The 22,336-nt window shown below is 52.2% G+C and carries 18 protein-coding genes; 8 read left to right on the top strand and 10 right to left on the bottom strand.

The features are described from left to right. The first annotated feature begins 149 nt into the window (after positions 1-149). Positions 150-1,811 (top strand): putative bifunctional diguanylate cyclase/phosphodiesterase, encoded by a 1,662-nt coding sequence (locus ABYA77_RS04335; protein WP_372964717.1) that lies wholly within the window; start codon positions 150-152, stop codon positions 1,809-1,811. A gap of 149 nt (positions 1,812-1,960) precedes the next feature. After that, positions 1,961-2,899 (top strand): helix-turn-helix domain-containing protein, encoded by a 939-nt coding sequence (locus ABYA77_RS04330; protein WP_372964716.1) that lies wholly within the window; start codon positions 1,961-1,963, stop codon positions 2,897-2,899. 78 nt (positions 2,900-2,977) lie between these two features. On the opposite strand, the gene ABYA77_RS04325 is transcribed toward ABYA77_RS04330, so the two are convergent. Further along, positions 2,978-6,058 (bottom strand): efflux RND transporter permease subunit, encoded by a 3,081-nt coding sequence (locus tag ABYA77_RS04325; RefSeq protein WP_372964715.1) that lies wholly within the window; start codon positions 6,056-6,058, stop codon positions 2,978-2,980. Then, on the bottom strand, positions 6,058-7,155 hold the full coding sequence (locus ABYA77_RS04320) for an efflux RND transporter periplasmic adaptor subunit (RefSeq protein WP_372964714.1): 1,098 nt from the start codon (positions 7,153-7,155) through the stop codon (positions 6,058-6,060). The genes ABYA77_RS04325 and ABYA77_RS04320 overlap by 1 nt, the downstream gene beginning before the upstream one ends. Positions 7,156-7,519: 364 nt before the next feature. Here ABYA77_RS04320 and ABYA77_RS04315 point away from each other — a divergent pair, with 364 nt between their 5' ends. Then, positions 7,520-8,032 (top strand): molecular chaperone DnaJ, encoded by a 513-nt coding sequence (locus ABYA77_RS04315; protein ID WP_372964713.1) that lies wholly within the window; start codon positions 7,520-7,522, stop codon positions 8,030-8,032. A gap of 1 nt (position 8,033) precedes the next feature. Here ABYA77_RS04315 and ABYA77_RS04310 read toward each other — a convergent pair whose 3' ends face one another. After that, positions 8,034-8,837 carry a secretin N-terminal domain-containing protein gene (locus tag ABYA77_RS04310; protein WP_372964712.1) on the bottom strand — a complete coding sequence of 268 codons (804 nt, stop codon included), beginning with the start codon at positions 8,835-8,837 and terminating at the stop codon, positions 8,034-8,036. 366 nt (positions 8,838-9,203) lie between these two features. On the opposite strand from ABYA77_RS04310, the gene ABYA77_RS04305 reads away from it, so the two are divergent. Further along, on the top strand, positions 9,204-10,256 hold the full coding sequence (locus ABYA77_RS04305) for a 3-deoxy-7-phosphoheptulonate synthase (protein ID WP_372964711.1): 1,053 nt from the start codon (positions 9,204-9,206) through the stop codon (positions 10,254-10,256). On the opposite strand, the gene ABYA77_RS04300 is transcribed toward ABYA77_RS04305, so the two are convergent. Continuing rightward, positions 10,201-10,872, bottom strand: a complete 672-nt coding sequence (locus ABYA77_RS04300) for a LysE family translocator (RefSeq protein ID WP_372964710.1) — start codon at positions 10,870-10,872, stop codon at positions 10,201-10,203. The genes ABYA77_RS04305 and ABYA77_RS04300 overlap by 56 nt on opposite strands. Before the next feature lie 163 nt (positions 10,873-11,035). On the opposite strand from ABYA77_RS04300, the gene ABYA77_RS04295 reads away from it, so the two are divergent. After that, complete coding sequence (locus ABYA77_RS04295; RefSeq protein WP_372964709.1) at positions 11,036-12,475, top strand: dihydrolipoyl dehydrogenase; 1,440 nt, start codon at positions 11,036-11,038, stop codon at positions 12,473-12,475. A 15-nt stretch (positions 12,476-12,490) separates the two neighbouring features. Here ABYA77_RS04295 and ABYA77_RS04290 read toward each other — a convergent pair whose 3' ends face one another. Beyond that, on the bottom strand, positions 12,491-12,775 hold the full coding sequence (locus ABYA77_RS04290) for a DUF2061 domain-containing protein (protein WP_372964708.1): 285 nt from the start codon (positions 12,773-12,775) through the stop codon (positions 12,491-12,493). Positions 12,776-13,000: 225 nt separating this feature from the next. Between ABYA77_RS04290 and ABYA77_RS04285 the strand changes: the two genes are divergently transcribed. The 3 genes from ABYA77_RS04285 (at position 13,001) to ABYA77_RS04275 (ending at position 16,486) form a co-directional block, all read left to right on the top strand. Then, positions 13,001-13,474 carry a Dps family protein gene (locus tag ABYA77_RS04285; RefSeq protein WP_372964707.1) on the top strand — a complete coding sequence of 158 codons (474 nt, stop codon included), beginning with the start codon at positions 13,001-13,003 and terminating at the stop codon, positions 13,472-13,474. A gap of 188 nt (positions 13,475-13,662) precedes the next feature. Beyond that, entirely contained in the window at positions 13,663-15,303 is a 1,641-nt protein-coding gene (locus ABYA77_RS04280; protein WP_372964706.1) for a choice-of-anchor I family protein, read from the top strand. A 244-nt stretch (positions 15,304-15,547) separates the two neighbouring features. Continuing rightward, positions 15,548-16,486 carry a porin gene (locus ABYA77_RS04275; RefSeq protein WP_372964705.1) on the top strand — a complete coding sequence of 313 codons (939 nt, stop codon included), beginning with the start codon at positions 15,548-15,550 and terminating at the stop codon, positions 16,484-16,486. Between the two features lie 90 nt (positions 16,487-16,576). On the opposite strand, the gene ABYA77_RS04270 is transcribed toward ABYA77_RS04275, so the two are convergent. From ABYA77_RS04270 to ABYA77_RS04250, 5 genes are all read right to left on the bottom strand, one after another. After that, on the bottom strand, positions 16,577-17,701 hold the full coding sequence (locus tag ABYA77_RS04270) for an NAD(P)/FAD-dependent oxidoreductase (protein ID WP_372964704.1): 1,125 nt from the start codon (positions 17,699-17,701) through the stop codon (positions 16,577-16,579). Continuing rightward, positions 17,701-19,014 (bottom strand): class I SAM-dependent methyltransferase, encoded by a 1,314-nt coding sequence (locus ABYA77_RS04265; protein ID WP_372964703.1) that lies wholly within the window; start codon positions 19,012-19,014, stop codon positions 17,701-17,703. Before ABYA77_RS04265 ends, ABYA77_RS04270 begins: the two co-directional genes overlap by 1 nt. A gap of 173 nt (positions 19,015-19,187) precedes the next feature. Further along, positions 19,188-20,483 carry a TRAP transporter large permease subunit gene (locus ABYA77_RS04260; RefSeq protein ID WP_372964702.1) on the bottom strand — a complete coding sequence of 432 codons (1,296 nt, stop codon included), beginning with the start codon at positions 20,481-20,483 and terminating at the stop codon, positions 19,188-19,190. After that, on the bottom strand, positions 20,480-21,025 hold the full coding sequence (locus ABYA77_RS04255; protein ID WP_372964701.1) for a TRAP transporter small permease subunit: 546 nt from the start codon (positions 21,023-21,025) through the stop codon (positions 20,480-20,482). Before ABYA77_RS04255 ends, ABYA77_RS04260 begins: the two co-directional genes overlap by 4 nt. Positions 21,026-21,130: 105 nt before the next feature. Next, positions 21,131-22,207 (bottom strand): TRAP transporter substrate-binding protein, encoded by a 1,077-nt coding sequence (locus tag ABYA77_RS04250; RefSeq protein ID WP_372964700.1) that lies wholly within the window; start codon positions 22,205-22,207, stop codon positions 21,131-21,133. Between the last annotated feature and the right edge of the window lie 129 nt (positions 22,208-22,336).

The following is a 22,336-nucleotide window of genomic DNA, read 5'->3' as shown; positions in this document are numbered from 1 at the left end:
TATTGCAATTCTCTCGTTTTTGTTAAGGCCTATTCCTGTTTTGGTCAAAGACAGCGATTTTTTGCAAAAAGTGGATAGGTTAACGGTAGTTTCTCCCTATGCTGGGGTTTAAGGCTGATGAATAAGCTAAGCATGGAAGAGACTCATCTATGATGCAGACGTTACAGGAACGAGGGTTTAAGGCTTTCGTGGATAGCCATCCCAGAGCCATTATGCTCTCGACACCGGACGCGAAAATTACCTACGTTAATCGCATGTTTCACGTGGTTACCGGCTATCAGGAAAGTGAAGTTCTGGGCCGGCCGCCTTCGGTATTGAGTTCGGGGCTGCACTCAGCTGAGTTCTACCAGGCTATGTGGAAAAGCCTTAATGAGAGTGGTCGCTGGGAGGGGTTAATCTGGAATCGCCGGAAAAATGGCGAAAATTATCCTCAGTGGCTCACTATCTACCCGGTGGAATACGATGGTAATCGCCTTTTTGCCGGTATGTTTATGGATGTAGGCGAGCTGACCGCAGGAAATGACTATCTGGCCTCTCTGGCTTACTACGATCCTTTGACGGAATTGCCGAACCGGTCTTTTTTTCAGGAGTTTCTAAAAGCGCGGGTGAGCCAGCGCGATTCTTTAAATAATAAGTTTGTCTTGTTGTACATTGATCTGGATTTTTTCAAATCTGTTAATGACCTGCATGGTCATGACTGTGGCGACAGGGTTCTTCAGCAGGCGGCCGTCTGTATTCAGGAGGTTGTACGCAAGGGGGATATGGTTGCTCGCCTGTCCGGGGATGAGTTTGCCGCGATGGTGGAACTCGACACGGAGATGGAATTTCAGGCCGTATGTGAACGTATGGTTCAGGCCTTTCGTGCGCCGATAATGGTGGATCACCGTGAATACTTTTTGACGGCCTCGGTCGGCGCAGCAGTATATCCGAAGAATGGTGAAACTGCTGCTGAGTTGTTGCAAAACGCAGACCGGGCAATGTACACCGCGAAATTGTCAGGTCGAGCCTGCTATCGGGTCTATAGCGCAATGGAATGTCAGCAGGAGCAGTTCCAGCAGCGACTTTCAGAGGCATTAACTGCCTCGTTGAAAATATCAAAGGAAGAGTTCTCCGTTGTCTATCAACCCCAATATGATCTTGCGTCCGGCGCGATGGTGGGTATGGAAGCACTCTTGAGATGGCAGCATCCAGAGCTGGGGCCGGTTTCACCCGCTGACTTTGTACCATTGGCTGAGCAGCGAGGGCAGATTCATGAACTCACGGAAGTACTGGTTCGCAGGATTACCAGAGATCTGGATGAATGTCAGATGGGTAGTGGTCATTCGAAATATCTGGCCATCAATATTTCTGCAAGACAGATAGCCGATGAGCGACTTGAGCAACTGTTGGAACCGTTTTTTGCCCGGATCCGGCTGGCGGGCTGGCAGCCGGAGATTGAGATTACGGAAACCCATCTGATGAATCTTTCACGTAGCTGCCTTGTTAAGCTGCAAGAGTTCTGTGACAAGGGCGTAAGGGTTGCGATTGATGATTTTGGTACGGGGTATTCCTCTCTGGCATACCTTCACAGCCTTCCGGTTAACGTACTGAAAATTGATCGGAAATTTGTTCAGCGATTGGGAGAGGATGGCGCCGACGCAAGAATTGTGTCTGCTATTCTGGCGATTGCAGAAGCTCTCGGGTTAGAGGTGGTGGCAGAGGGTATAGAAACAGAGGATCAAAGGACGAAGCTGCGGGAGCTGAAATGCAATCGCGGGCAAGGTTACCTGATGGCGCGGCCGTTACCATTTTCCAGCTTGAATCTGGCGTGAATAGTGAGTGGGTGAACTGATCTATAGTTGACGAGTATCAATTTAGACTCGATTTGAGCCCGGATAGCTCCTGTTTTGCGATATTTGGCTAGGGTTTTTTACTTATGTAACATAAAAGGGCAGTTCTAATCATTACCTGTTTGAGCCTAATGCGCGATCGCAACACCCACTTTGATTTGGAAGCCTATTTGCGGCTTCACCGGGGCACTGGAGATGAATGGCTTGCGGCCATGCAGGACCTGCTTTGGCCATCTGACTTACATTGTCGCCTTGCTAACCCGCAAAGTGTCGCCGGCTCGTTGTCTATGCTTGAGGCTGATGCCGGCCATGTGTGTGTTTTAGATATTCACCAGGATATGACGTTCACCGGCCGCCTGCTGGAACGACCTATGGTTGTTCTCTCAGTTGAAGGCCGGTGCAACATTACACTGAACGGCTCCAGGCTTCCCGCTTACCCGCTTATCGTAATTCCAGAAGATATGGAATTTACGCTGTCTGTTGATGGTCTGAGTCAATTGGTTCTGCTTTTACCTTCGGGCAAGCTGCCTCAGTTGTGCTCTGTTCCTGATGAAGCTCAGGCTGTTGCCAGCGAGATTCGCCGCTTTATGTTCATGGCAGAATACCTGCGGGGGCATCAGCATGCCTGCAAAACAGTAAATGATCTTTTCCGTAGGGTTAAATGTTTGCTGGCCAGGGAACATCCGGGCTCACTTGCGGAGCCGCCTCAGTTGGATCGAAGGCTGGTTAGAGCGATTGAGAAAATCCGAACAGAATCCGAGTGGGAGTTTAACCTGCAAGAGCTGGCGAAGCATGCCGGAGCGAGTGAGCGGAACTTGTATTACCTTATGAAGAGGGAAGCTGGTTTTACGCCTTACCGCTACTATCAGCGGTGCCGGCTGATTCGCGTACGCAGGCGATTGGTAAGTTGTGAGTGTGATGATCCCCATATCTCGTGGTACGCGGCAGATGAGGGCTTCAGTCACCTCGGGCGCTTTGCTGCTCTTTATAAAGAGCACTTCGGTGAGCTGCCCAGTGAAACGGTGCAATGGCGCCGTAGGCTGCAGGCGCAGTGCCATCTCTCAGCTTAACGGATTGTGACCTGAATAAAAAAAGCCCGCCATGATTGTTCATGGCGGGCTTTTTAGTTTCTGACCGGGGGCAGGCAGTCAGGCTTTGCTCTGCTGAGCGTCCTCCACTTCGCTGTACTCACTCTCTGCTGAGCCGTGGTGATCACGAGCCAGCAGGATGTAAAACGCCGGAAGTACGAAGACGGTAAACAGAGTACCGATGCCCAGGCCAGCACTGATCGTCAGGCCAATGGCGAACCGGCTTTGTGCGCCAGGACCGATAGCAATAAGCAGCGGGACCATGGCGAATATCAGCGCCAGAGAGGTCATGATAATCGGGCGTAGCCGGATAGCTGCCGCTTCGGTTACTGCTTCTATTTTGTTTAGCCCACGATCTTTCTGAAGCTGATTCGCAAATTCTACGATCAGGATTCCATTCTTGGACACCACTCCGATCAGAGTGATCAGGCCCACCTGGGTATAGATGTTCATGGTGGCAAAGCCGAGCACGATAAACACCATGGCCCCAGCTACCGACATAGGTACGGAAACCAGAATGATGATCGGGTCACGCCAGCTTTCAAACTGCGCAGCCAGCACCAGATAGATAACAAGCAGCGACAGGAAGAAAGTAACGACCAAAGCGCTACCCTGGTTAGCGAGCTGGCGTGATTCCCCCGTGTAGTCAAAGCTGAAGCCTTGGGGGAAGACGTCTGCGGCGGTTTGCTCGATAAATTCCATCGCAGTGCCGGCAGCAACACCAGGCATCACTACACCTTCCAGAGTCAGCGAGTTCTGCTGGTTGAACTGGGTGCGGTTAGAAGGCTCAACTTCTTCACTGAAGCTCGCGACACTGGACAGGGGTACCAACTCACCGTTGCCCGCCCGGATGTAATAATCTTCCAGTGACTCCTTGCTTGGGCGGAACTGATGGTCCACCTGCGGGATCACCTGGTAGGAGCGTCCTTCCATGTTGAACCGGTTGATGTAGCCACCGCTGAGCATGCTGGACAAAGACAGCCCCACGTCTTGCATTGACAGACCCAGGTCCGCCACGCGATCACGGTCGACATGGATGCGTGTCACCGGTTTGTCGAAGTTGATGGACTTCTTCAGGAACATGAAGTTACCGCTTTGCATGGCTTTGCCAAGCATTTCATCAGCGACTTGATCCAACTGCTCATAGCTGCCACCGGTGGTGATCACGAACTGGAATGGCAGGCCGCCACCGGAGCCCGGCAAGGATGGAAGAGGGAATACGGCCGTTTGCAGGCCGGTTACGTTTTTCAGTTCTGCGTCCAGTTGGGGCTGAACTTCAAACTGACTGATCTCCCGTTCACTCCATGGCTTAAGCTTGAAACCACCAAATACGGCATTTGGACTGGTGACACCGAGAATCATGAAGTCTTCGGCATAGCCCGGAACACTGGTCATGCGTTCCTGAACTTCCTGGCCATGATCAAACAGGTAGTCCAGAGTAGAGGTTTCCGGGCCTAGCCCTTGATAGAACAGGATGCCCTGGTCTTCGGTGGGGGCGAGTTCGCTCTGGCTCATCAGCAGCATGAAGTAAATAGAGCCCAGAACGACCACGGCGAAGAACACAACAACTGACTTAGTCTGCATCAGCGAGGATAGAGCCTTTTTGTAAACAGAGGCCAAGCCGTTGAAGGTTTTCTCCACGAGTTGCTCGAATTTGCCTGGGTTACCGTGGGGTTTCAGTACCTTGGCTGAGAGCATCGGGGACAGAGTCAGGGCGACGATACCGGAAATGACAACCGTGCCGGCAAGAGTGAATGCGAATTCGGTGAAAAGGGAGCCAACCAGGCCTCCCATGAAACCGATGGGAACGTAAACCGCCACGAGAGTGGTGGTCATCGCAATGATGGGCGTCGCCATTTCCCGGGCGCCATTGATGGCGGCTTCGAAGCGGGATTCACCCTGCTCAATGTGCCGGTGTACGTTTTCCACCATGATGATGGCGTCATCCACCACCAGACCGATGGCCAGTACCATAGATAACAGGGTCAGCAGGTTCAGCGAAAAGCCGAACATGAGCATGATGAAGGCCCCGCCAATCAGTGACAGCGGTACGGCGACGGATGGCACTACAGATGCTCTTACTGAACCCAGGCAAAGGAAGACCACGACCAGAACAATGATCATGGCCTCTATCAGGGTCGAGATAACTTCGTTGATGGAGTCATCGATAAAGTCAGAGCCGTCGTAGGCAAGGCGAACGCCCAGCCCACTTGGTAGCTGTCGTTCAATTTCGGGAAGCTCTGCTTTTACCAGACTTGCTACGGTCAGTGGGTTGGCACCCGGAGCCATTTCGATGGCAACGTAGGTGGCTGGCTGGCCCTTATAAAGCGCTAGCTTATCGTAGTCTTGGGCACCTAGTTCAACGCGGGCAATATCTTGCAGCCGAATCAGCGTGCCGTTGTTTTGTTTGACCACCAGGTTGCGGAATGCATCTGGGTCAGCGATATCGGTATCACTGGACAGACTGATCTCGGTATATTTGCCTTGGGTTTTACCTACCGCAGCCTGGTAGTTGTTGGCTTGTAATTTTGCGGCCACTTCAACCGGTGTCATATCGACTGCTGCCAGGCGCTCTGGGTCCAGCCAGATACGCATGGCAAAGGTGCGGCCCAGTAGTTGGGCTTTACCCACTCCAGCCAGGGCCTGCAGCTTGGGCTGTACAACCCGCGTCAGGTAGTCGGTAATTTGTGGCACGCTCAGCTCTGTACTGTAGAACGCAATGTACATCAGTGCCGTGCTATCACCGGTTGTTGACGTGATGACCGGGTCCTGGGCTTCCGAAGGCAGCACGTTGCGCTGGCTCGCGACCTTGGCCTGGATTTCGGCGAGGGCATCGTTAGCATCGTAGTTCAGAACCATCTTGGCCTGAATGGTAGAAACGCTCTGGGAGCTGGTAGATACCAGGTAATCAATACCGCTGGCTTCGGCAATGGCCTGTTGCAGAGGCGTTGTAATAAAGCCTTTGATCAGATCCGAGCTGGCACCGGGGTAGGCGGTAGTAACCGTCACAGTGGTGCTTTCCAGTTTCGGATACTGGCGTATTTCCATTTCCATGGCCGCCCGGACACCAACCAACAGGATCAGCAAGCTGACCACTGTGGCCAGAACCGGCCGGTGGACGAATATGTCAGTGAAACGCATTATTCAGACGCCTCCTGCTCGGGCTCTTCCTGAATCGTGACCCGCTGACCGGCGCGAAGTCTCAGCAATCCTTTGGCGATAACCGTTTCGCCGGATTCAAGCCCTGAGGTGACAGCTACGCGGCCGTTACGAATTTCGCCGGTAGTGACTGTGCGTCGTTCTGTGATCAGTTCACCGTTGTCATTCTCGACTACAACAAACACGAAGTTGCCGTAAGTGTTATAGGAAATAGCTGTGCGGGGCAGGGTGACCACTTCGTGCTCTATCGGTTGGCCGGTCTGAATGGTTGCAAACATGCCCGGGCGGAGTTTGTTCTCTTCATTGTTCAGGGTTGCACGTACGCGCACGGTACGGGTTTCAGGGTTGACTGAAGAGTTAATCGCACTGACTTTACCCTCGAAAATCTGGTCAGGTACGGCAGCCACGGTTACAGAAACCGGGTAGTCTCGGTCAATATTCGGCAGGTATTTTTCAGACAATGTGTAGTCTGCGTAGATCGGGTGCAGCATATTGACTTCAACGATCGGGCTGCCTGTTGGGATATATTCGCCCTGGTCGACCATGCGGATACCAAGCGTGCCGTCAAAGGGCGCGCGAATCACCTTTTTGCTCAGTTGTGCTTCGGCTTCATTCACCAGAGCTCGGGCCGCATCGTAATTGGCTTTGGCGGTATCATACTGAGACTGAGATACAGCGCGTTTGGGCAGCAGGTCTGAAATGCGCTTGAATTCCTGTGCGGCCAGTTGTGCTTCGGCCCGGCGGGTGCGCAGAGCGGCTTCATCGATGGCTGCATCCAGTTCAATCAGGACATCGCCTTTACTGACAGTGTCACCAGATTCGAAGTTGATGGTCTGAATGACGCCAGGTACTTCGTTGGCGACAGCAATACCGTTGATAGCGACAATACTGCCAACGGCCTTGATATTTGGCTGCCAGTACTCGGTCATTGCTTGAGTGACAGAGACAATTGCTGGCGGCTGAGGCTGCGACAACATCTCTTTCAGTTGGCCAAATTGCATGATTTTATAGCCAAAGATGCCGCCGAGGACGACACCCAGAAAGATGATGACGATGATAAAACGGGACGCGGTACGCATAGATGGGTTCCTGGGGGCTGGTTTCCTGATGCTTATTTTGTTGCCGGATAGAAAAAGCGGGATGCTGCTTCTATGAACAACGGGTCGGCAACGATTGCAATGGATGGTTATTAATTTTCATTAGCGTATCGGATAGCATGCTACAAAAGCTTTGACGCTTTGTCATCAGCCCGGTCAAAGATAAAGATGCGGGATTATACTGAATAGACAGCTTGTGTTCGTTAAGTCTCGGCCGGCCACGTTCTTGTGGCCAGAAAAATAGTCATGTTTGATCTGAAAAACAGTCGTGCGTAGCCCTACAGAACAAAGTACATTGTGCCTTCGAAACACCCGTTAAGTCATATTAAAAGGAGAGAGCTTAATCATGCAGCTGATACTTGGCCTGGTACTGGCGGCGGCTGTGTTTGTGGTGCTGAAAAAGTGGGGAGCTTTGTCGCCGGAAGGGCAGAAGGCGGCCATCTGGAAGATTGTGTTAGTGGCCGGAGGTGCGTTATTGCTCTTTATGGTGCTGACGGGGCGCGTTCATATACTGACCGCAGCGGTTGCAGCGCTTATTCCACTGGTACGAAAAATTCCGGCGTTGCTGCGTTACGCTCCCATGTTCCGTAAAGCGATGGGAGGCGACGCAGGGTCTCATGCAGGCGGGCAGTCGGACCACGGGGGGGCATCGGCACATCGTGCCTCTGTCAATGGTTCCATGACAGAGGCGGAAGCCTGCGACATTCTTGGGGTAAAGCCTGGCTGCGCCCGGGAAGATGTTATTGCTGCTCACCGAAAACTGATGCAGAAAGTGCATCCGGACCGGGGAGGCAACGACTATCTGGCCGCTAAACTCAATGAAGCCCGGGATATCTTGATCGGCAAGCGCGGAGCCTGAATCAGGGCAGGATATCTACTTTCACTTCAATGGATTGGTTTTCGGCTTTATGACTGTTCACCCGATAGATAATGCCATCTTGCTGGTGAGTTTCCCGGGTGCGGGTGCCGCCCAGAGAGATCCATTGTCCGGGCTGAACCCGGCGTACGGTCATCAGAGCTTCTGTCTCATAACCGGGTAAGGCAGCGGGATCTTCTTCGAATGAGACAATGCTCAGTTCGATAGATTGATCAGAAATGGCCTGCGGGCTGACCACAAATCCGCTACGTGTCTCTACTTTTTCCAAAATGACCGCAGGGTTACGTCCCCCCTGAATAGCGAATGGCAGGCTGCGTACATTGCCAGAGGTGATGTGAGCCGACTGTCCATCCTGCACAATTAATTGTCGCTCTGTACTGGAATTCGTGCTGATGGTGCGGCGCTCGACATTGACGTTAGCTTGCCTGTTGGAAATGGTTACGCCAGTCCCCGATTGTTTACCACCTGTATCTTGCTTGTAGCGCACACTGATCCGCATCTGAATGGGTGGGACGTCAATGGTCTGAATCAGCGTGCCTATTTCGTCCAGCAGCTCTGGTTCGCCTCTGATCACGAGTTGTAGCCCTCTGGCTGTGACGGTGACCGGCGATTGCTGGTAAAGCGTGCGGATTTGTTGTGATACGTCTTCTGCCGTTCGGTTATTGAGCTGGTAAATGCGTGCTTCGGGCTGGGCCAGAACGCCGGCAGCAAACGTTGAAAGTACAACTATGAAAAGAAATCTCAGAGTATATGCGTGGGCGTGCCGGTTTAATTGATTGTTGTTCATACAGATCTCCACCACCTGATAAGGGGACCCGCCCATAAAATAATCCGAATTGCAGGTTGCCAACCTGAAAACTGCGGGTATATAGTAAAAAGCATGAAGACCAAACACACAGCCTGTCAATTGAATGTTCTGAAAGCTTTCGGTGAAAAACTGAAGGCCGAGTGTTCTGCTGTGTTTTTTTGGTGGTTTGGTTATGGCTTTTATTTTAGCCAGAGCCCGGGCCGCCCGTAAGATCTTCATCGACCGAATACAACGAGGAAGGCAGCCCGGCAAGCAACCCAGGCTGCCACCGGACTCGAAAAGCCCCGACTGGTAGCCCAGCCGGGGCTTTTTTGATTCTGATATAGGGATAATGGGAACGCGGACATGAATATGCCTCTGAAAACAGAAACTCTGGACGCAGCGTCGTCATCAACTTGCCAGCCTCGCCAGGAAGTGACGCTGCCGACCTCTGATGAGCTGCGCGAACAGTTTCCTGCCGGTGAATCGCTGACTCGGGCCATTGCTGATTACCGGGACCAGATCCGCGGCGTGCTGAATGGCCATGACCCGAGAACGCTGATTGTGATCGGGCCCTGTTCGATACATGACGAGAAATCCGCTTTGGACTATGGGACCAAGTTGAAAGCGCTGGCCGATGAGGTGAGTGATCGCTTCCTGATTGTGATGCGAGCCTACCTGGAAAAACCCCGAACGACGGTTGGCTGGAAAGGCTTGTTGTACGATCCGGCTCGTACCGGTGAGGGTGATCTGAAGCAGGGGCTGGAACGTTCACGAAAGCTGCTCCTGGAACTGTCCGAATTAGGTTTACCGCTGGCGACTGAGGCTCTGAGCCCATTCATGATGGATTACCTGGGGGATCTGGTGAGTTGGACCGCTATCGGTGCCCGCACCACAGAATCGCAGATTCACCGGGAAATGGTCAGTGGTTTACCTATGCCCACCGGCTTCAAAAATGGAACAGACGGGGGTGTAGCTGTGGCCGTTAATGCGATGAAATCGGCAGCTCATCCTCATCACCATATGGGTATCTCGCGTTCAGGTGCCCCGGTTATGATTACCACAACCGGCAACCCGGACACGCATCTGGTTCTTCGCGGTGGCCGGGGGGTGACCAATTACGATGAAGTGAGCATTGCTCAGGCGGTGGCGGAGCTGCAAAAAGCCGGTGTATCGTCCTCAGTGATGGTGGACTGCAGCCATGACAATGCCTGTAAGCAGGCCGAGCGACAGGTGGATATTGCCCGAGACGTGATGACCCAGAAAAACAGAGGCAATACTCATATCAAAGGCCTGATGCTGGAAAGCTTCCTGACCTTTGGGCGCCAGGACGATGGCGACGAGCTGATTTACGGCTGTTCAATTACGGATCCATGCCTGGGGTGGGAACAGACGGAGGCTCTGATCCGGTCACTGTAGAAAACAGCAGTTGCCCGGCCAGCAGCACCAGAATGCCGCCCATAAGCCTGTCCAGCCAGTGTCCGAACCGGTTGAATCCCCGGCGGACACGGGGCAGGGTGAAGAAAATTGTGACCAGAGAAAACCAGATGCCCGTGGCCAGAGCCATGTAGATACCATAGCCGGCCTGGAGTAACACGGGGGTTTCGGGGTTAATTATCACAGAGAACAGTGATACAAAAAACAGAGTCGCTTTCGGATTAAGGACATTGGTCAGGAAGCCCAGCCGGAAGGCTGCCTGCCCGGACTGAACATTGCCTCCCTGGGTTTCGACATGAATGCCTCCGGGTTTCGTTTGCAGGCAATGCCAGGCGATCCATAACAGATACAAAGCGCCAATCATTTTCAGCACGGTAAATAGCATGACCGACTGCTGGATAATCAGTCCAATACCAAGCAGCGAATACGCTACGTGCACCAGAATTCCAAGCCCGATGCCGGTAGCACTGAGCAGAGCATTCCGGCGTGACTGGGTGAAAGCCTGACGTAGCATGACAGCAAAATCCGGCCCTGGGCTAGCTACCGCTAACAGGTGAATCAGTGCCACAGTGAAAAATTCCAGCCAGTAGTTTTGCACCTGTCGTCTCCGTCATTATTAAGGCCGCTACCTGTTGAACAGGGTAAAAAGCCGAAAGCGTAGCCGGATCTTTTATCTGTTTCACCTGTCATGAGTCAACAAGCTTTCTATACTCGTATCGTAAGTTACAGAGAAACCGGGAAAAGTTTATCAAGGAGCCCTGATGGAAAAGCGTGAAGTAGATGTAGCCGTTATAGGCGCTGGCACCGCAGGCATGGTGGCCTACCAGCAGGCACGAAAGAAAACCGATCGAGTGTTACTTATTGAAGGCGAGCAATATGGCACTACCTGCGCGCGGGTGGGTTGCATGCCCAGTAAGTTGCTGATTTCGGCTGCGGACAAGGCCCATGAAGCAAGACAGGCTGCCAGGTTTGGTGTTCTTGTTGGCGACGTGCAGGTTGATGGCCGGCAAGTCATGGAGCGGGTGCGCAATGAGCGAGACCGTTTCGTAAGTTCCGTGGTTCGGTCAATGGAATCCAGACCAGAACAGCAACGGCTCATGGGGCATGCCCGGTTTTTGGACGCTCATCGCCTGGCGGTGGGTGACCATACTGAAGTTCATGCAGATCGCATTGTGATTGCCACCGGTTCTCGCCCTAATGTTCCCAAGGTCTTTAAAGGCGCCGGGGATCGGCTGGTGGTTAACGATGACGTTTTCTATTGGGAAGATCTTCCGGAATCTGTTGCTGTGTTCGGTCCTGGCGTTATTGGGTTGGAGCTGGGGCAAGCCTTGAGCCGACTGGGTGTTCGGGTGCGACTGTTTGGTGTCAGTGGGGGCATTGGTGGGCTGCGTGATGAAAAAATTCGCGACTATGCCCTGAAGACCTTCAGCGAAGAGTTCTGCCTGAGCCCGAAAGCTGAGACCCGCAAGATAGAGCGGACGGAGCAAGGTGTTCAGATTACCTGGGTCGAAGACGGCCGTGAATGGCAGGAAACTTTCGATTATCTGTTAGCTGCTACTGGCCGCCAGCCTAACGTGGATAATCTGGATATCCAGAATGCGGGCATTGAGCTTGATGATCGCGGAATGCCAGTATTTGACCCCTACACCATGCGTTGCGGCGACAGCCATATTTTTATAGCCGGTGATGTGAATTCCGACCGACCCTTATTGCACGAAGCGGCCGACGAAGGCCGTATCGCTGGTGATAACGCCGGTGCCTGGCCGGATGTGCGTGCTGGAAAAAGAAAGACACCCATGAGCGTGGTGTTTTCTGACCCACAGATTGCCTCGGTAGGGTTAACTATCCATCAGGTTGATGAGAAATGCCGGGGTTGTTATGCGGTAGGTGAGGTGAATTTTGAAAAACAGGGCCGTAGCAAAGTCATGGGTAAAAACCGTGGTCTGTTACGGGTGTATGGTGAGCACGGCAGTGGTTTGTTTATGGGGGCAGAAATGTTCGGCCCGGCGGCAGAGCATATTGCCCATCTGTTGGCCTGGTGTGCACAGATGCGCATGACGGTCAGTGAGATGCTGGCAATGCCCTTTTACCACCCCGTTATTGAAGAGGGGCTGCGCTCAGCCTTGAAGGATCTCCACTACAACCTGCAGGCAGGCCCGCAGGTTGAAGAAGGCTGCATGGACTGTGGCCCGGGTGTTTAACCCGGGCGGTTTGACTCAGCAGCCCAGGGGGGATTCTGGAAAAGCGCTGGCAGAGTTAACGGCACTAGTGGTTGAATTCTGCTCGTACCGTTTCCATATCTTTTCATGGAAAAAGTAGGCCACGGTGTTGATCGCAGGCTCCACCATGGCGATCAGGCCGCCAATCATGATGTCGCCTGTCAGCCAGTAGGCGACAGTAAAAGCGACAGTGAAGTGAGTCATGGCAAAGGTGATCGTCTTCAGCAGCGAATGGTCGTTTTTCGGGCTATGATTGTGAACATACTGTTTGAGTGCACTCATGATTAGCTCCGCGTGTTACATTTCGATGCTCCAATTTGAATCTAATTGAGAATCGTTTGCAAATAGAATGTTTAATGGTTACCGATAGGTAGTGTCTATTAATTGTGGGCTAGATTTATAACTCAAAGCTATCTTGGCGATTGAAGAAGTAAACTTCAGTAGGACCATGCACCGGCCTATACTGATCAACATAGTCAACCCAGCATAAGAACTAGGAGGTTCAACATGGGGAAGAACTTTATTGGTCTTGATACAGATAAAACTCAAAAACTGGCAGGCTCACTTAATGAGCTGTTAGCCAGTTACCAGATTTTTTATATGAACGCCCGGGGTTACCACTGGAATATCAAGGGTGAGCAGTTTTTTGAGCTGCATGTGAAGTTCGAAGAACTGTATAACGACCTGTTACTGAAGGTGGATGAGATTGCTGAGCGTGTTCTTACTCTGGGACATACTCCATCCCATGCCTACAGCGCCTATATCCAGCAGTCGGATGTCGCTGAGAGCAAAGACGTTTCTAATGGTAAAGAAGCGGTGAAGAATATTGTTGAGAGCTTCGGTAAGCTGATCAGAAAGCAGCGTGAAATACTCAATCTGGCTGGCGAAGCCGAGGACGAGGGCACGTCTGCTCTGATGAGTGATTACATCTCTCAGCAAGAAAAAACGGTGTGGATGTATCGTAGTTACCTGGGGCACTGAATCCGGGCGGAGCATAAGTTGGAAAAGGCGACTCTTTGAGTCGCCTTTTTTGTGCCGCGATAGTCAAACTGTCTTTTTACTGAAGCCATTCTGTCATCTGCTTGCCATAGGTTGGGTTGATCTATTCATTAATTCGACAACCTAAGGTAAACATGAACTCTAATTGCTCCCTCCTTGCTACTGCCGTTATGGCTTCATCTCTCGGACTCGCGGCTTGCTCTGGCAGCGGATACGCGCCGGCTCAGGAAAATACGGCGGCTCAGGGTCTTATCGAACTGAATCTACTGGGCAGTTACCGGTCTGAAGGTAATGTTTTCGATGAGAGCGCTGCGGAGATTGTCGCTCATGATGCTCTCAGCCAGCGTTTGTTCGTCATCAATGCCAATGCAGCTACGGTCGATGTGCTGGATGTCCGTAACCCGGAAAATCCAGTGTTAGTAAGTACCATTGATGCAACGCGCGAAGGCGCATCTGCCAACAGTGTGGCAGTGCACGGTGACCTGGTTGCGGTGGCCATCGAAGCGAAGGTGAAACAGGCAAACGGTAAGGTCGTGTTTTACAACACGGCCGACTTGACTAAGGTCGGTGAGGTAAAGGTAGGAGCGTTGCCCGATATGGTGACGTTCACTCGTGATGGCAAAAAGGTTCTGGTGGCTAATGAAGGTGAGCCCAGCGGTGATTACACCCATGATCCTGAAGGGAGCGTCAGTGTCATCGACTTATCTGCCGGAGTTGAGAAGGCCACGGTGAGGACGGCAGATTTTCGCGCGTTCAATGGCCGTGAACAGGCGCTGCGTGAAGCTGGTGTCCGGATATTTGGGCCGGGCGCGACAGCGGCCCAGGATTTCGAGCCGGAGTACATTGCTATCTCCGTTGATAACACCCGTGCCTGGGTAGTATTGCAGGAAAATAATGCTGTGGCCGTGCTGGATATTGAAAGCGCCAGCATTCTGGAGGTGCTTCCGCTGGGCTTCAAAGATCACCAGATGCCGGGAAATGAGCTTGATGTCAGTAATAAGGATGGTGGCATCAATCTCCGCAACTGGCCCGTGAAGGGGATGTACCTGCCGGATGCTATTGCAAGCTATGGTTACAATGGAAAAACCTATTACATCACCGCGAATGAAGGTGACTCACGAGATTATGACGGCTTCACTGAAGAGTACCGGGTTAAGGATTTGCAGTTAAGTGATGCCTTTGGCGACGAAGCTCAGCGTAAGGCGTTGCAGGATAGCGCTAATCTGGGACGGCTGAAGGTAACGTCTACGCTGGGTGTCAGCAATGGCTGCGATCCTGCAAATACTGCCACTGATGTCGAAAAAGACTGTGTATACAGTGAACTCTATAGTTACGGTGCTCGCTCGTTTTCCATCTGGAATGAACAGGGGCAACAGGTGTTCGATTCCGGTAATGATTTTGAGCGCATTACGGCCAGACTGATTCCGGAAGGGTTTAACGCTAACAACGATGACAATGGTTCTGATAATCGCTCTGACGACAAAGGGCCGGAGCCCGAAGCGGTAGCGATTGGTGCAATTAATGGCCAGTATTATGCGTTTATCGGGCTTGAGCGTGTTGGCGGCATCATGGTCTACAACGTCACCAATCCTCAGAATCCTCAGTTTGTTCAGTATCTGAATAATCGGGATTTTACCGTGAGTACGGAGGAGGTGGAATCAGGTAATGCGGGTGATTTAGGGCCGGAAGGGATGGCGTTTATTCCAGCAGAAGACAGCCCGAATGGCCAGCCGATTCTGGCTGTCGGAAACGAAGTCAGTGGGACCACTACGCTGTATGGCATTGAACTTGTAGGAACTTCATCTCGCTAGTCAGCAATGTCCACAAAGGAAAACCGCGCTTTAGGGTGCGGTTTTTTGCGTTTTAATCGGTGTAAAAAAACAGACAAATCATCCTAGGGCTGAAAAAAATCACGTTCCTTAAATCATGTCATAGCCCTGTCATAAGACCGCTCCATAGTGACGTCTCAGTTGAGTAAACAACCTTGCGGTTCGTGTCCGGTGGCCAGGTGTCAGTCGGCGTGAATCGCTCAACAAACGGGCAGTGGAGTAAATAATGAAAAAGGTTCTTTTGGCGGTTGCTGTATCTTCAATGGCTGTTGGTTCTGCCAGTGCTGTGACGGTGTATGAGAATGAAGGGTTCACATACACAGTGAACGGTGATTTTCAGGTTCAGTTGCGTAAGAAAGTCGGTGACGACAAGAGCGAATACGTGGATTTTGATGACCTGGAGCTGAAAAACTATGTCAGCTACGACCTTGGCAATGATATGAAAGCCTTTGGTCGCCTGGACTTCGATTTTAAAGATCACGCCAACGGCAAAGACGTGGATGAGCCGATTGAAGAGGCTTATGTGGGGTTGCAGTATGGCGTAACGGCTTTTTCTTTTGGTAAACAGAACTTTGCATCTGATGAGTTCGGAGTTGAAGAAGCCTATGAAGCACCGTTGGATGAAGATCAGTTTGATGCTGTTGGCACTGATGGTGATGATACTCTGCGCATTAACCTGGAACTCGACAGCGTCTATCTGGCCGTTTCTTATGAGCTGGAAGCTGAAGACAAAGACGGTGTTACCGGAGAGTTCTTTGATCTGTTTGCTTCCACTGAGATTGCCGGCCTGACATTGGCTGCGGCATACCAGCAACACACACCATTGGTTGGTGATTCTCTTGATACCTATGGTGTAAGTGCAGCCTACGATTTCGGAATGTTTGGACTGGCGGCCGATTACAGTGTGACTGATGACGGTAATACAGACCTGGACACAACCCTGTACAACGTTGCTGCTACTTTTGATGTAACCAGCACAACCGGAGTAGCCGTCGGTTTGCAGAACCAGGAAGAAGACAACAGTGATGATGTCACTGCTTGGTACGCCAACGTTACTTATAAGTTCCCGAATGCCAAGAACGTCAGTGTTTTTGCTGAAGTTGCGGATACCGATGAAGAGAATGCCGACATGGGGTTTCTGGCGGGTATGCGGGTGAAGTTCTGATCAGAACAGCTAAATCACAGCAGCCGTATTAACGGAATGGCTGCTGTGAAGGGGTTTCAGAGGCCGGGCAATGCCCGGCCTCTGCGTTTGTTAAACCGCAACATCCAGTGGTGGCACCTGTTGGTGCAAGAACCACTTCTCGATGACCACTTTTCGGGTAAACCAGTGCGAACGCATCAGAGTGCTGGCAATGGGTTGCTTCAGCCATTCCGGCAACTCGAACCCGTGCTCCTGCCCGGTAGGGCGGCGACCAAATCTTTCAGTAATCTGCTCACCATAACTCTGGAGTGAAAGGGCAGAGTAATCCGGGGCGTTAAGAATGACCCGTGCTGCCAATAGAGCGGATTCAATCGCCGGTCTTATGCCCTCTCCACTCTGGGTGTAGGCGAGCCCCGCGGCGTCGCCGATCAGCAGGACGCCGTCGTCTACCAGTGACCTGTCAGCGTGGTTATAAAGCAGATATGCATGACCTTTAAATCGATGGGGTAAATCTGAGGGAATACGGCCGGTCTTTGTCATCTCGCTGACAAATGTTTCCAGGTGCTCCGTCAGAAGATGGTTATCTTCACGCCCCAGACCGATGTTCAGGAAGTTGCCTTTGCGGAATACCCACGCATAACCTTTGAGGTCGCGGCAGAACCAGAGTTCAGGGGTGTCGCCCAGGGCAGCGCAGGTTTTTGCCTGGTCTGGCGTCATCTTGAATTCCACTTCTTTGGCCGCGACGATGGTCTCATGTTTGCCGGGGCGGGCTCCGATTAACCGGGCTACCGGGCAGAAGTGCCCGCCGGCACCGATTAACAAGGGTGCTTGCCATCGATCATTGATCATCCAGTTGCCGTTTTCCCGGATAATGGATTTGACCGGCGCACCAAGCTGTTTGGCAGACGTTACGCGATCGAGCAGGTAGGCATCGAATTCGCAGCGCCTCAGGCCGTAGCTGACGATGTTACGGTGATCATTTTCTACCGGGCTTTGCCCCATCATGCCGATCCGGAAGCGGCGAATGGGTTGAAGGGTTCGGCCGCAGCTGTAATCACCGATATCAATGTTCAGGCTTTCCAGAACTGCGGGGGTCACCCAGCCAGCACAGGTTTTGTCTCGGGGAAATCTGGCTTTGTCGATAATCAGCACCTTCTTACCGGAGCCCTCCAGTGCTCGTGCCAGAGTAGAGCCCGCGGGACCAGCCCCAACGATGATGGCATCGTAATAGTCCATCACAATCCCTCCAATGTTGCCGGGAAAGTGTATAAATCCTGTCGGCTCTGGGGTAACTGGTTATTGTCGCCGTGACTGAAGACCACCTGGAAAAGCTGTAGTGAGCCTGCCCTGAAGGCAGCTGCAGATCCCGCCAGATAGAACCGCCAGGCGCGGGTGAAGTGTTCGTCATACATTCGGGAGACTTCAGACTGACGCTTGAGGAAGTTTTCCATCCAGTGGGTCAGAGTCTGGGCGTAATGCAGTCGCAGGTTTTCCACATCCAGTACAGACAAATCATTGTGCTCGAAGATATGCATGAATTCGCCAATGCTGGGAGGGTATGCACCAGGGAAGATCCGCTTTTCGATCCAGGTGTTCATCAGCATAGGCCGGTTGCGCCCTATGCTGTGTAACAGACCAAGGCCGTGAGGCTTCAGACTGCGTTTGATCAGATCTGAAAGTGCTGAGTAGTTCTCTTTGCCCACGTGCTCGAGCATGCCAATTGAGACAAAGGCATCGTATTGACCCTGAATATTGCGGTAGTCATCTTCTACGTAGGTGATCTGCTTGTTAAGTCCCTGGCGGCGGGCTTCAGCCCTGGCATAGTCGAGTTGTTCCCGGGAAATGTTGTAGGCGTGAACTGTCACCCCATAATTGCGCGCCATATAACGGGCCAGGCCGCCCCAGCCGCAGCCGGCTTCAACCACGGTCATTCCTGGTTTCAGCCGGAGTTTTCGACAGACATGCTCAAGTTTGGCTTGCTGGGCCTGCTCCAGCGTCTTGTCGGCATCTTCGTAATAGGCACAGGTGTACTGCATTTCTGCCTGGTCCAGCCAGAGCCGATAGAAGTCATTGCCCAGATCGTAGTGGTGATGGATATTCTCTTTCGCTTCAGGAATACCTGAGGATCGGGGGTTGGGGGTTTTCCAGAGTGTCGCCAGCCACTTTGGCCATTGCTGCCGGGCAGTGTGAACAGACCGGTATAGGGTTTCCATGAATTCGGTCAGGTCACCCTCCAGTTTTAGCCGGCCGGCACTGTATAGATCTCCAAAGGCAAGGTTGGGATTGGCGACCAGAGTATAAAGGGCTTTCGGGTCTGCCAGCGTTAGTGTATAGCTGGCAACCTGGTGATCTGGCTCGATCAGGTCTCCATTCCACAGTTTGAAACGGACCGGTGGTGATCCGACCATGCGCATCAGTTTGCTGATCAGCCAGCGCTCGTAGCTGTGGGGTTCTCTGTCGTTGCGGGAATTCTCAGTAGGAAGGCTCAGTATGTGCGCTTTGCCAGCCTTCTCCGGATATTGTGTCTTTTGGGCAGTACTCCGTGTCACAGTGGGTTCTCCTTTTGGTGTTCTTTTCCAGGCGGTCCCGAAAGCCAGACTGAGAATCGCGTATCTCATTCAGTATAGAAAATGATCGGATTTTGTCAGGTTCAGTAAAGGAAGAGGCTGGAGAAGTGTGCAGGGTCGGACATAACCGACCCTGCCAGGAGAAAACGTCAGCATTAGTAGGTTGAGCTCATTCCGAACCATTCCGGGAAGATGATGATCATCGCCAGGACCAGAATCTGAATCAGAATAAAAGGCACAATACCTTTATAAATATCGGTTGTTCGAACACTCGAAGGGGCAACACCTTTAAGGTAGAACAGAGAGAATCCGAAGGGGGGGGTCAGGAAACTGGTCTGTAAGTTCATGGCAATCAGTATGGCAAACCAGAGCATGTTGATGCCCATAGCTTCAGCCACTGGCGCCAGAATCGGCACAATGATGAAGGAGATTTCTACGAAGTCGATGAAGAAACCTAATACGAGTATTACCAGCATGGCCAGAATGATGAACCCCCACTGTTCGCCCGGGAGCATCATTAACCACTCTTCAAGCAGATAGTCCCCGCCGGTATAGCTGAATACCATGGAGAAGGCTGTCGCGCCGATCAGGATGGCAAAGACCATGGCAGTGACCTTGACCGTATCTTTGGAGGCATCCCAGACCATCCTGAAGCTGAACTGACCGTAGATAATAGCCAGAACCACAGCGCCTACTCCCCCCAGGGCCGATGACTCGGTGGGGGTAGCAATGCCTGTAAAAATGGACCCCAGAACCACCACAATCAGTGCCAAAGGCGGGATGATCGCTAGCAGGGCGTTACGGATTTCCTTGCCGCGGCTGATGCTGGGATCTGTCGGCATAGGCGGAGCGGTTTGAGGTTTCAGGCGAGTCAGAACCAGAATGTAAACGACATAAAGACCAATCAGAACCATGCCGGGCCCGACGGCGGCTTTGAAAAGATCACCAACGGGAAGGCCCAGAACATCACCCAGAATAATAAGGATGATAGATGGCGGTACGATCTGGCCAAGAGTGCCGGATGCACAGATAGTGCCTGTGGCCAGCCGTTTATCGTAGTTGTGGGCAAGCATGACCGGCAGGGAGATCAGCCCCATGGCCACGACGCTCGCGCCCACGACACCGGTTGAAGCTGCCAGCAGAGCACCTACCAGAATCGTGGAAATGGCCAAACCACCTGGCAAACCACCAAATAACCGCCCCATAGACGTTAATAACTGTTCAGCCAGCTTGGTTCGCTGAAGTATCACACCCATGAAAATGAACAGGGGAACCGCCATCAGTACGGTATTCTGCATGACGCTCATGACCCGGTAGGGCATGAATGCAAACAAGTCCATGCCTTCGGCGAAGATGCCGAAGAACAGTGCTACACCTCCAAAGGTGAACGCCACCGGGAAGCCCAGCATCAGCATGAACAGGGCAACCAGGAACATAACCATGCCGATCATGCGAGACCTCCGGCGCTGTTTTCACTTTCGTATTCTTTTTCGCCAGCCAGCACGCGGATGGCGTAGGTGACCATGTTTAATCCGGCGGTACCGATAAAAAAGGCGCTGACGGGAATCACTGACTTGATGATCCAGCGGTTGGGCAGTCCGCCCGGGTCACCACTGCCTTCGCCCATTTCATAGGCGCTAACGGCGAAGCTGTAGCCATAGATACCAATCAGGTAGGCGAAAGGGATCACAAATACCAGTGCGCCAATCAGGTTAATCCAGGCTTTGTTTTTCTGTTGCCAATTGGTGTAGAAAACATCGACGCGAACGTGACCGTCGGTGCGAAGAGCGTAAGGAATGCCCATCAGGAAGACCACAGAGTAAAGGTGCCACTCCATCTCCTGCATGCCAATCGAAACATCGCTGAACACATATCGGGTGACGACGTCATAGAACACGTTGGCAGCCATCAGGATCATGGCCACGCAGGCGACCCAGCCGCAAAGTTTTGAGAGCCAGGCCAGGCCCTCATCCAGTCTGATTATCCAGCGCATTGCACCTCTTCCTCCGCTAAGCGGATGTTTTGTGGGCTGTTGAAAAGAAAAAGCCGGAATCCCCGTAAAGAGCGATCCCGGCTCTGATTCATTACGACCCAGAGTTTACTGAACTTCGCCCATGGTGTTGAGGTATGCACGCTCAGAAATATTGGTATAAGCGCGGCTTTGTTCCTGATAACTCAGTTGCGAGTCGATGATTTTCTTGGCCATGGGGCTGGCTTCAGCCGTTTCTTTCAACAGTTTTTTGTTGGCATCGTACATGGCCTGAAAGATATCGGCCGGGAACTGTTTGATTTGTACGTTGGGGAAATCTTTTTTGATGTTTGCCCAGGCTTCTGCGTTGGCATGCTGAGAATGTACCAGCATGTCATAGGATGCGGTGCGCATGGCTACTCGCATGATTTCCTTTAGGTCTGCCGGTAGTTTTTCCCATACACGCTTGTTGACCAGGAACTGCAATTCAGTTGCGGGCTCATGCCAGCCAGTATAGTAGTAGTCGGCAATCTGCTGGAAGCCTAAGCGCAGATCCAGGGCCGGCCCTACCCACTCAACCGCATCAATGGTATTGCGCTCAAGTGCTGTGTAAAGCTCACCCGGAGCGATGTTGGTAGGGTTGACCCCCACCTGGGCAAAGACTTCGCCAGCAAAGCCCGGGATGCGCATTTTGAGACCTTTGAGGTCGTCCAGGGATTTGATTTCTTTGCGGAACCATCCGCCCATCTGAATGCCGGTGTTACCGCCAGGAAACGACAGCATGTTGTGGGGGCTATACACTTCCTGCATCAGTTCCATGCCACCGCCATGGTAAAACCAGGCGTACTGTTCAATGGCGTTCATGCCAAAGGGCATGCTGGTGAAGAACAGGGTTTCGGGAACTTTGCCTTTCCAATAGTAGGAAGCAGAATGCCCCATGTCGTACTGGCCAGCCTTGACCATATCAAACACGCCCAGTGGAGCTTTGTGCTTATTGGCCGAATCGATACGAATGGTCAGGCGGCCATCGGACATTTTTTCAACGGTTTCAGCAAAGCGCTTGGTGGTGTCACCAAAGATGGGAAAATTCGGGCCCCAGGTCTCGGCGAGTTTCAGGGTGAATTTTTCTTGAGCGAGTGCCTGCGAGGCAAAGAATAACGTTGCCACCGCCAAGATCGTAGCGGATAAAACAGAACGGATCTTCATTGCGCTTCCAACCTGTAGTTGTTGTATTTGTTACTTGGGTTATGTATCGGCCATTTTATGAATCCGAGTTGGAGGTTAGTTTAGTTCAGAAAGACACCTTTCGTTATCGCCGGGTGGTAAAAAGTGGCT

This window comes from Marinobacter sp., from assembly GCF_041595835.1.
Classification (GTDB): Bacteria; Pseudomonadota; Gammaproteobacteria; order Pseudomonadales; family Oleiphilaceae; genus Marinobacter.
This window is presented reverse-complemented; position numbering and strand designations above follow the sequence as displayed.

Coding starts and splice junctions, on each gene's coding strand:
- ABYA77_RS04270 (WP_372964704.1), bottom strand. CDS start 17,701: ATGGACTATTACGATGCCATCATCGTTGGGGCTGGTCCCGCGGGCTCT.
- ABYA77_RS04285 (WP_372964707.1), top strand. CDS start 13,001: ATGGGGAAGAACTTTATTGGTCTTGATACAGATAAAACTCAAAAACTG.
- ABYA77_RS04295 (WP_372964709.1), top strand. CDS start 11,036: ATGGAAAAGCGTGAAGTAGATGTAGCCGTTATAGGCGCTGGCACCGCA.
- ABYA77_RS04335 (WP_372964717.1), top strand. CDS start 150: ATGATGCAGACGTTACAGGAACGAGGGTTTAAGGCTTTCGTGGATAGC.
- ABYA77_RS04305 (WP_372964711.1), top strand. CDS start 9,204: ATGAATATGCCTCTGAAAACAGAAACTCTGGACGCAGCGTCGTCATCA.
- ABYA77_RS04280 (WP_372964706.1), top strand. CDS start 13,663: ATGGCTTCATCTCTCGGACTCGCGGCTTGCTCTGGCAGCGGATACGCG.
- ABYA77_RS04250 (WP_372964700.1), bottom strand. CDS start 22,207: ATGAAGATCCGTTCTGTTTTATCCGCTACGATCTTGGCGGTGGCAACG.
- ABYA77_RS04325 (WP_372964715.1), bottom strand. CDS start 6,058: ATGCGTTTCACTGACATATTCGTCCACCGGCCGGTTCTGGCCACAGTG.
- ABYA77_RS04310 (WP_372964712.1), bottom strand. CDS start 8,837: ATGAACAACAATCAATTAAACCGGCACGCCCACGCATATACTCTGAGA.
- ABYA77_RS04290 (WP_372964708.1), bottom strand. CDS start 12,775: ATGAGTGCACTCAAACAGTATGTTCACAATCATAGCCCGAAAAACGAC.
- ABYA77_RS04330 (WP_372964716.1), top strand. CDS start 1,961: ATGCGCGATCGCAACACCCACTTTGATTTGGAAGCCTATTTGCGGCTT.
- ABYA77_RS04255 (WP_372964701.1), bottom strand. CDS start 21,025: ATGCGCTGGATAATCAGACTGGATGAGGGCCTGGCCTGGCTCTCAAAA.
- ABYA77_RS04260 (WP_372964702.1), bottom strand. CDS start 20,483: ATGATCGGCATGGTTATGTTCCTGGTTGCCCTGTTCATGCTGATGCTG.
- ABYA77_RS04275 (WP_372964705.1), top strand. CDS start 15,548: ATGAAAAAGGTTCTTTTGGCGGTTGCTGTATCTTCAATGGCTGTTGGT.
- ABYA77_RS04315 (WP_372964713.1), top strand. CDS start 7,520: ATGCAGCTGATACTTGGCCTGGTACTGGCGGCGGCTGTGTTTGTGGTG.
- ABYA77_RS04320 (WP_372964714.1), bottom strand. CDS start 7,155: ATGCGTACCGCGTCCCGTTTTATCATCGTCATCATCTTTCTGGGTGTC.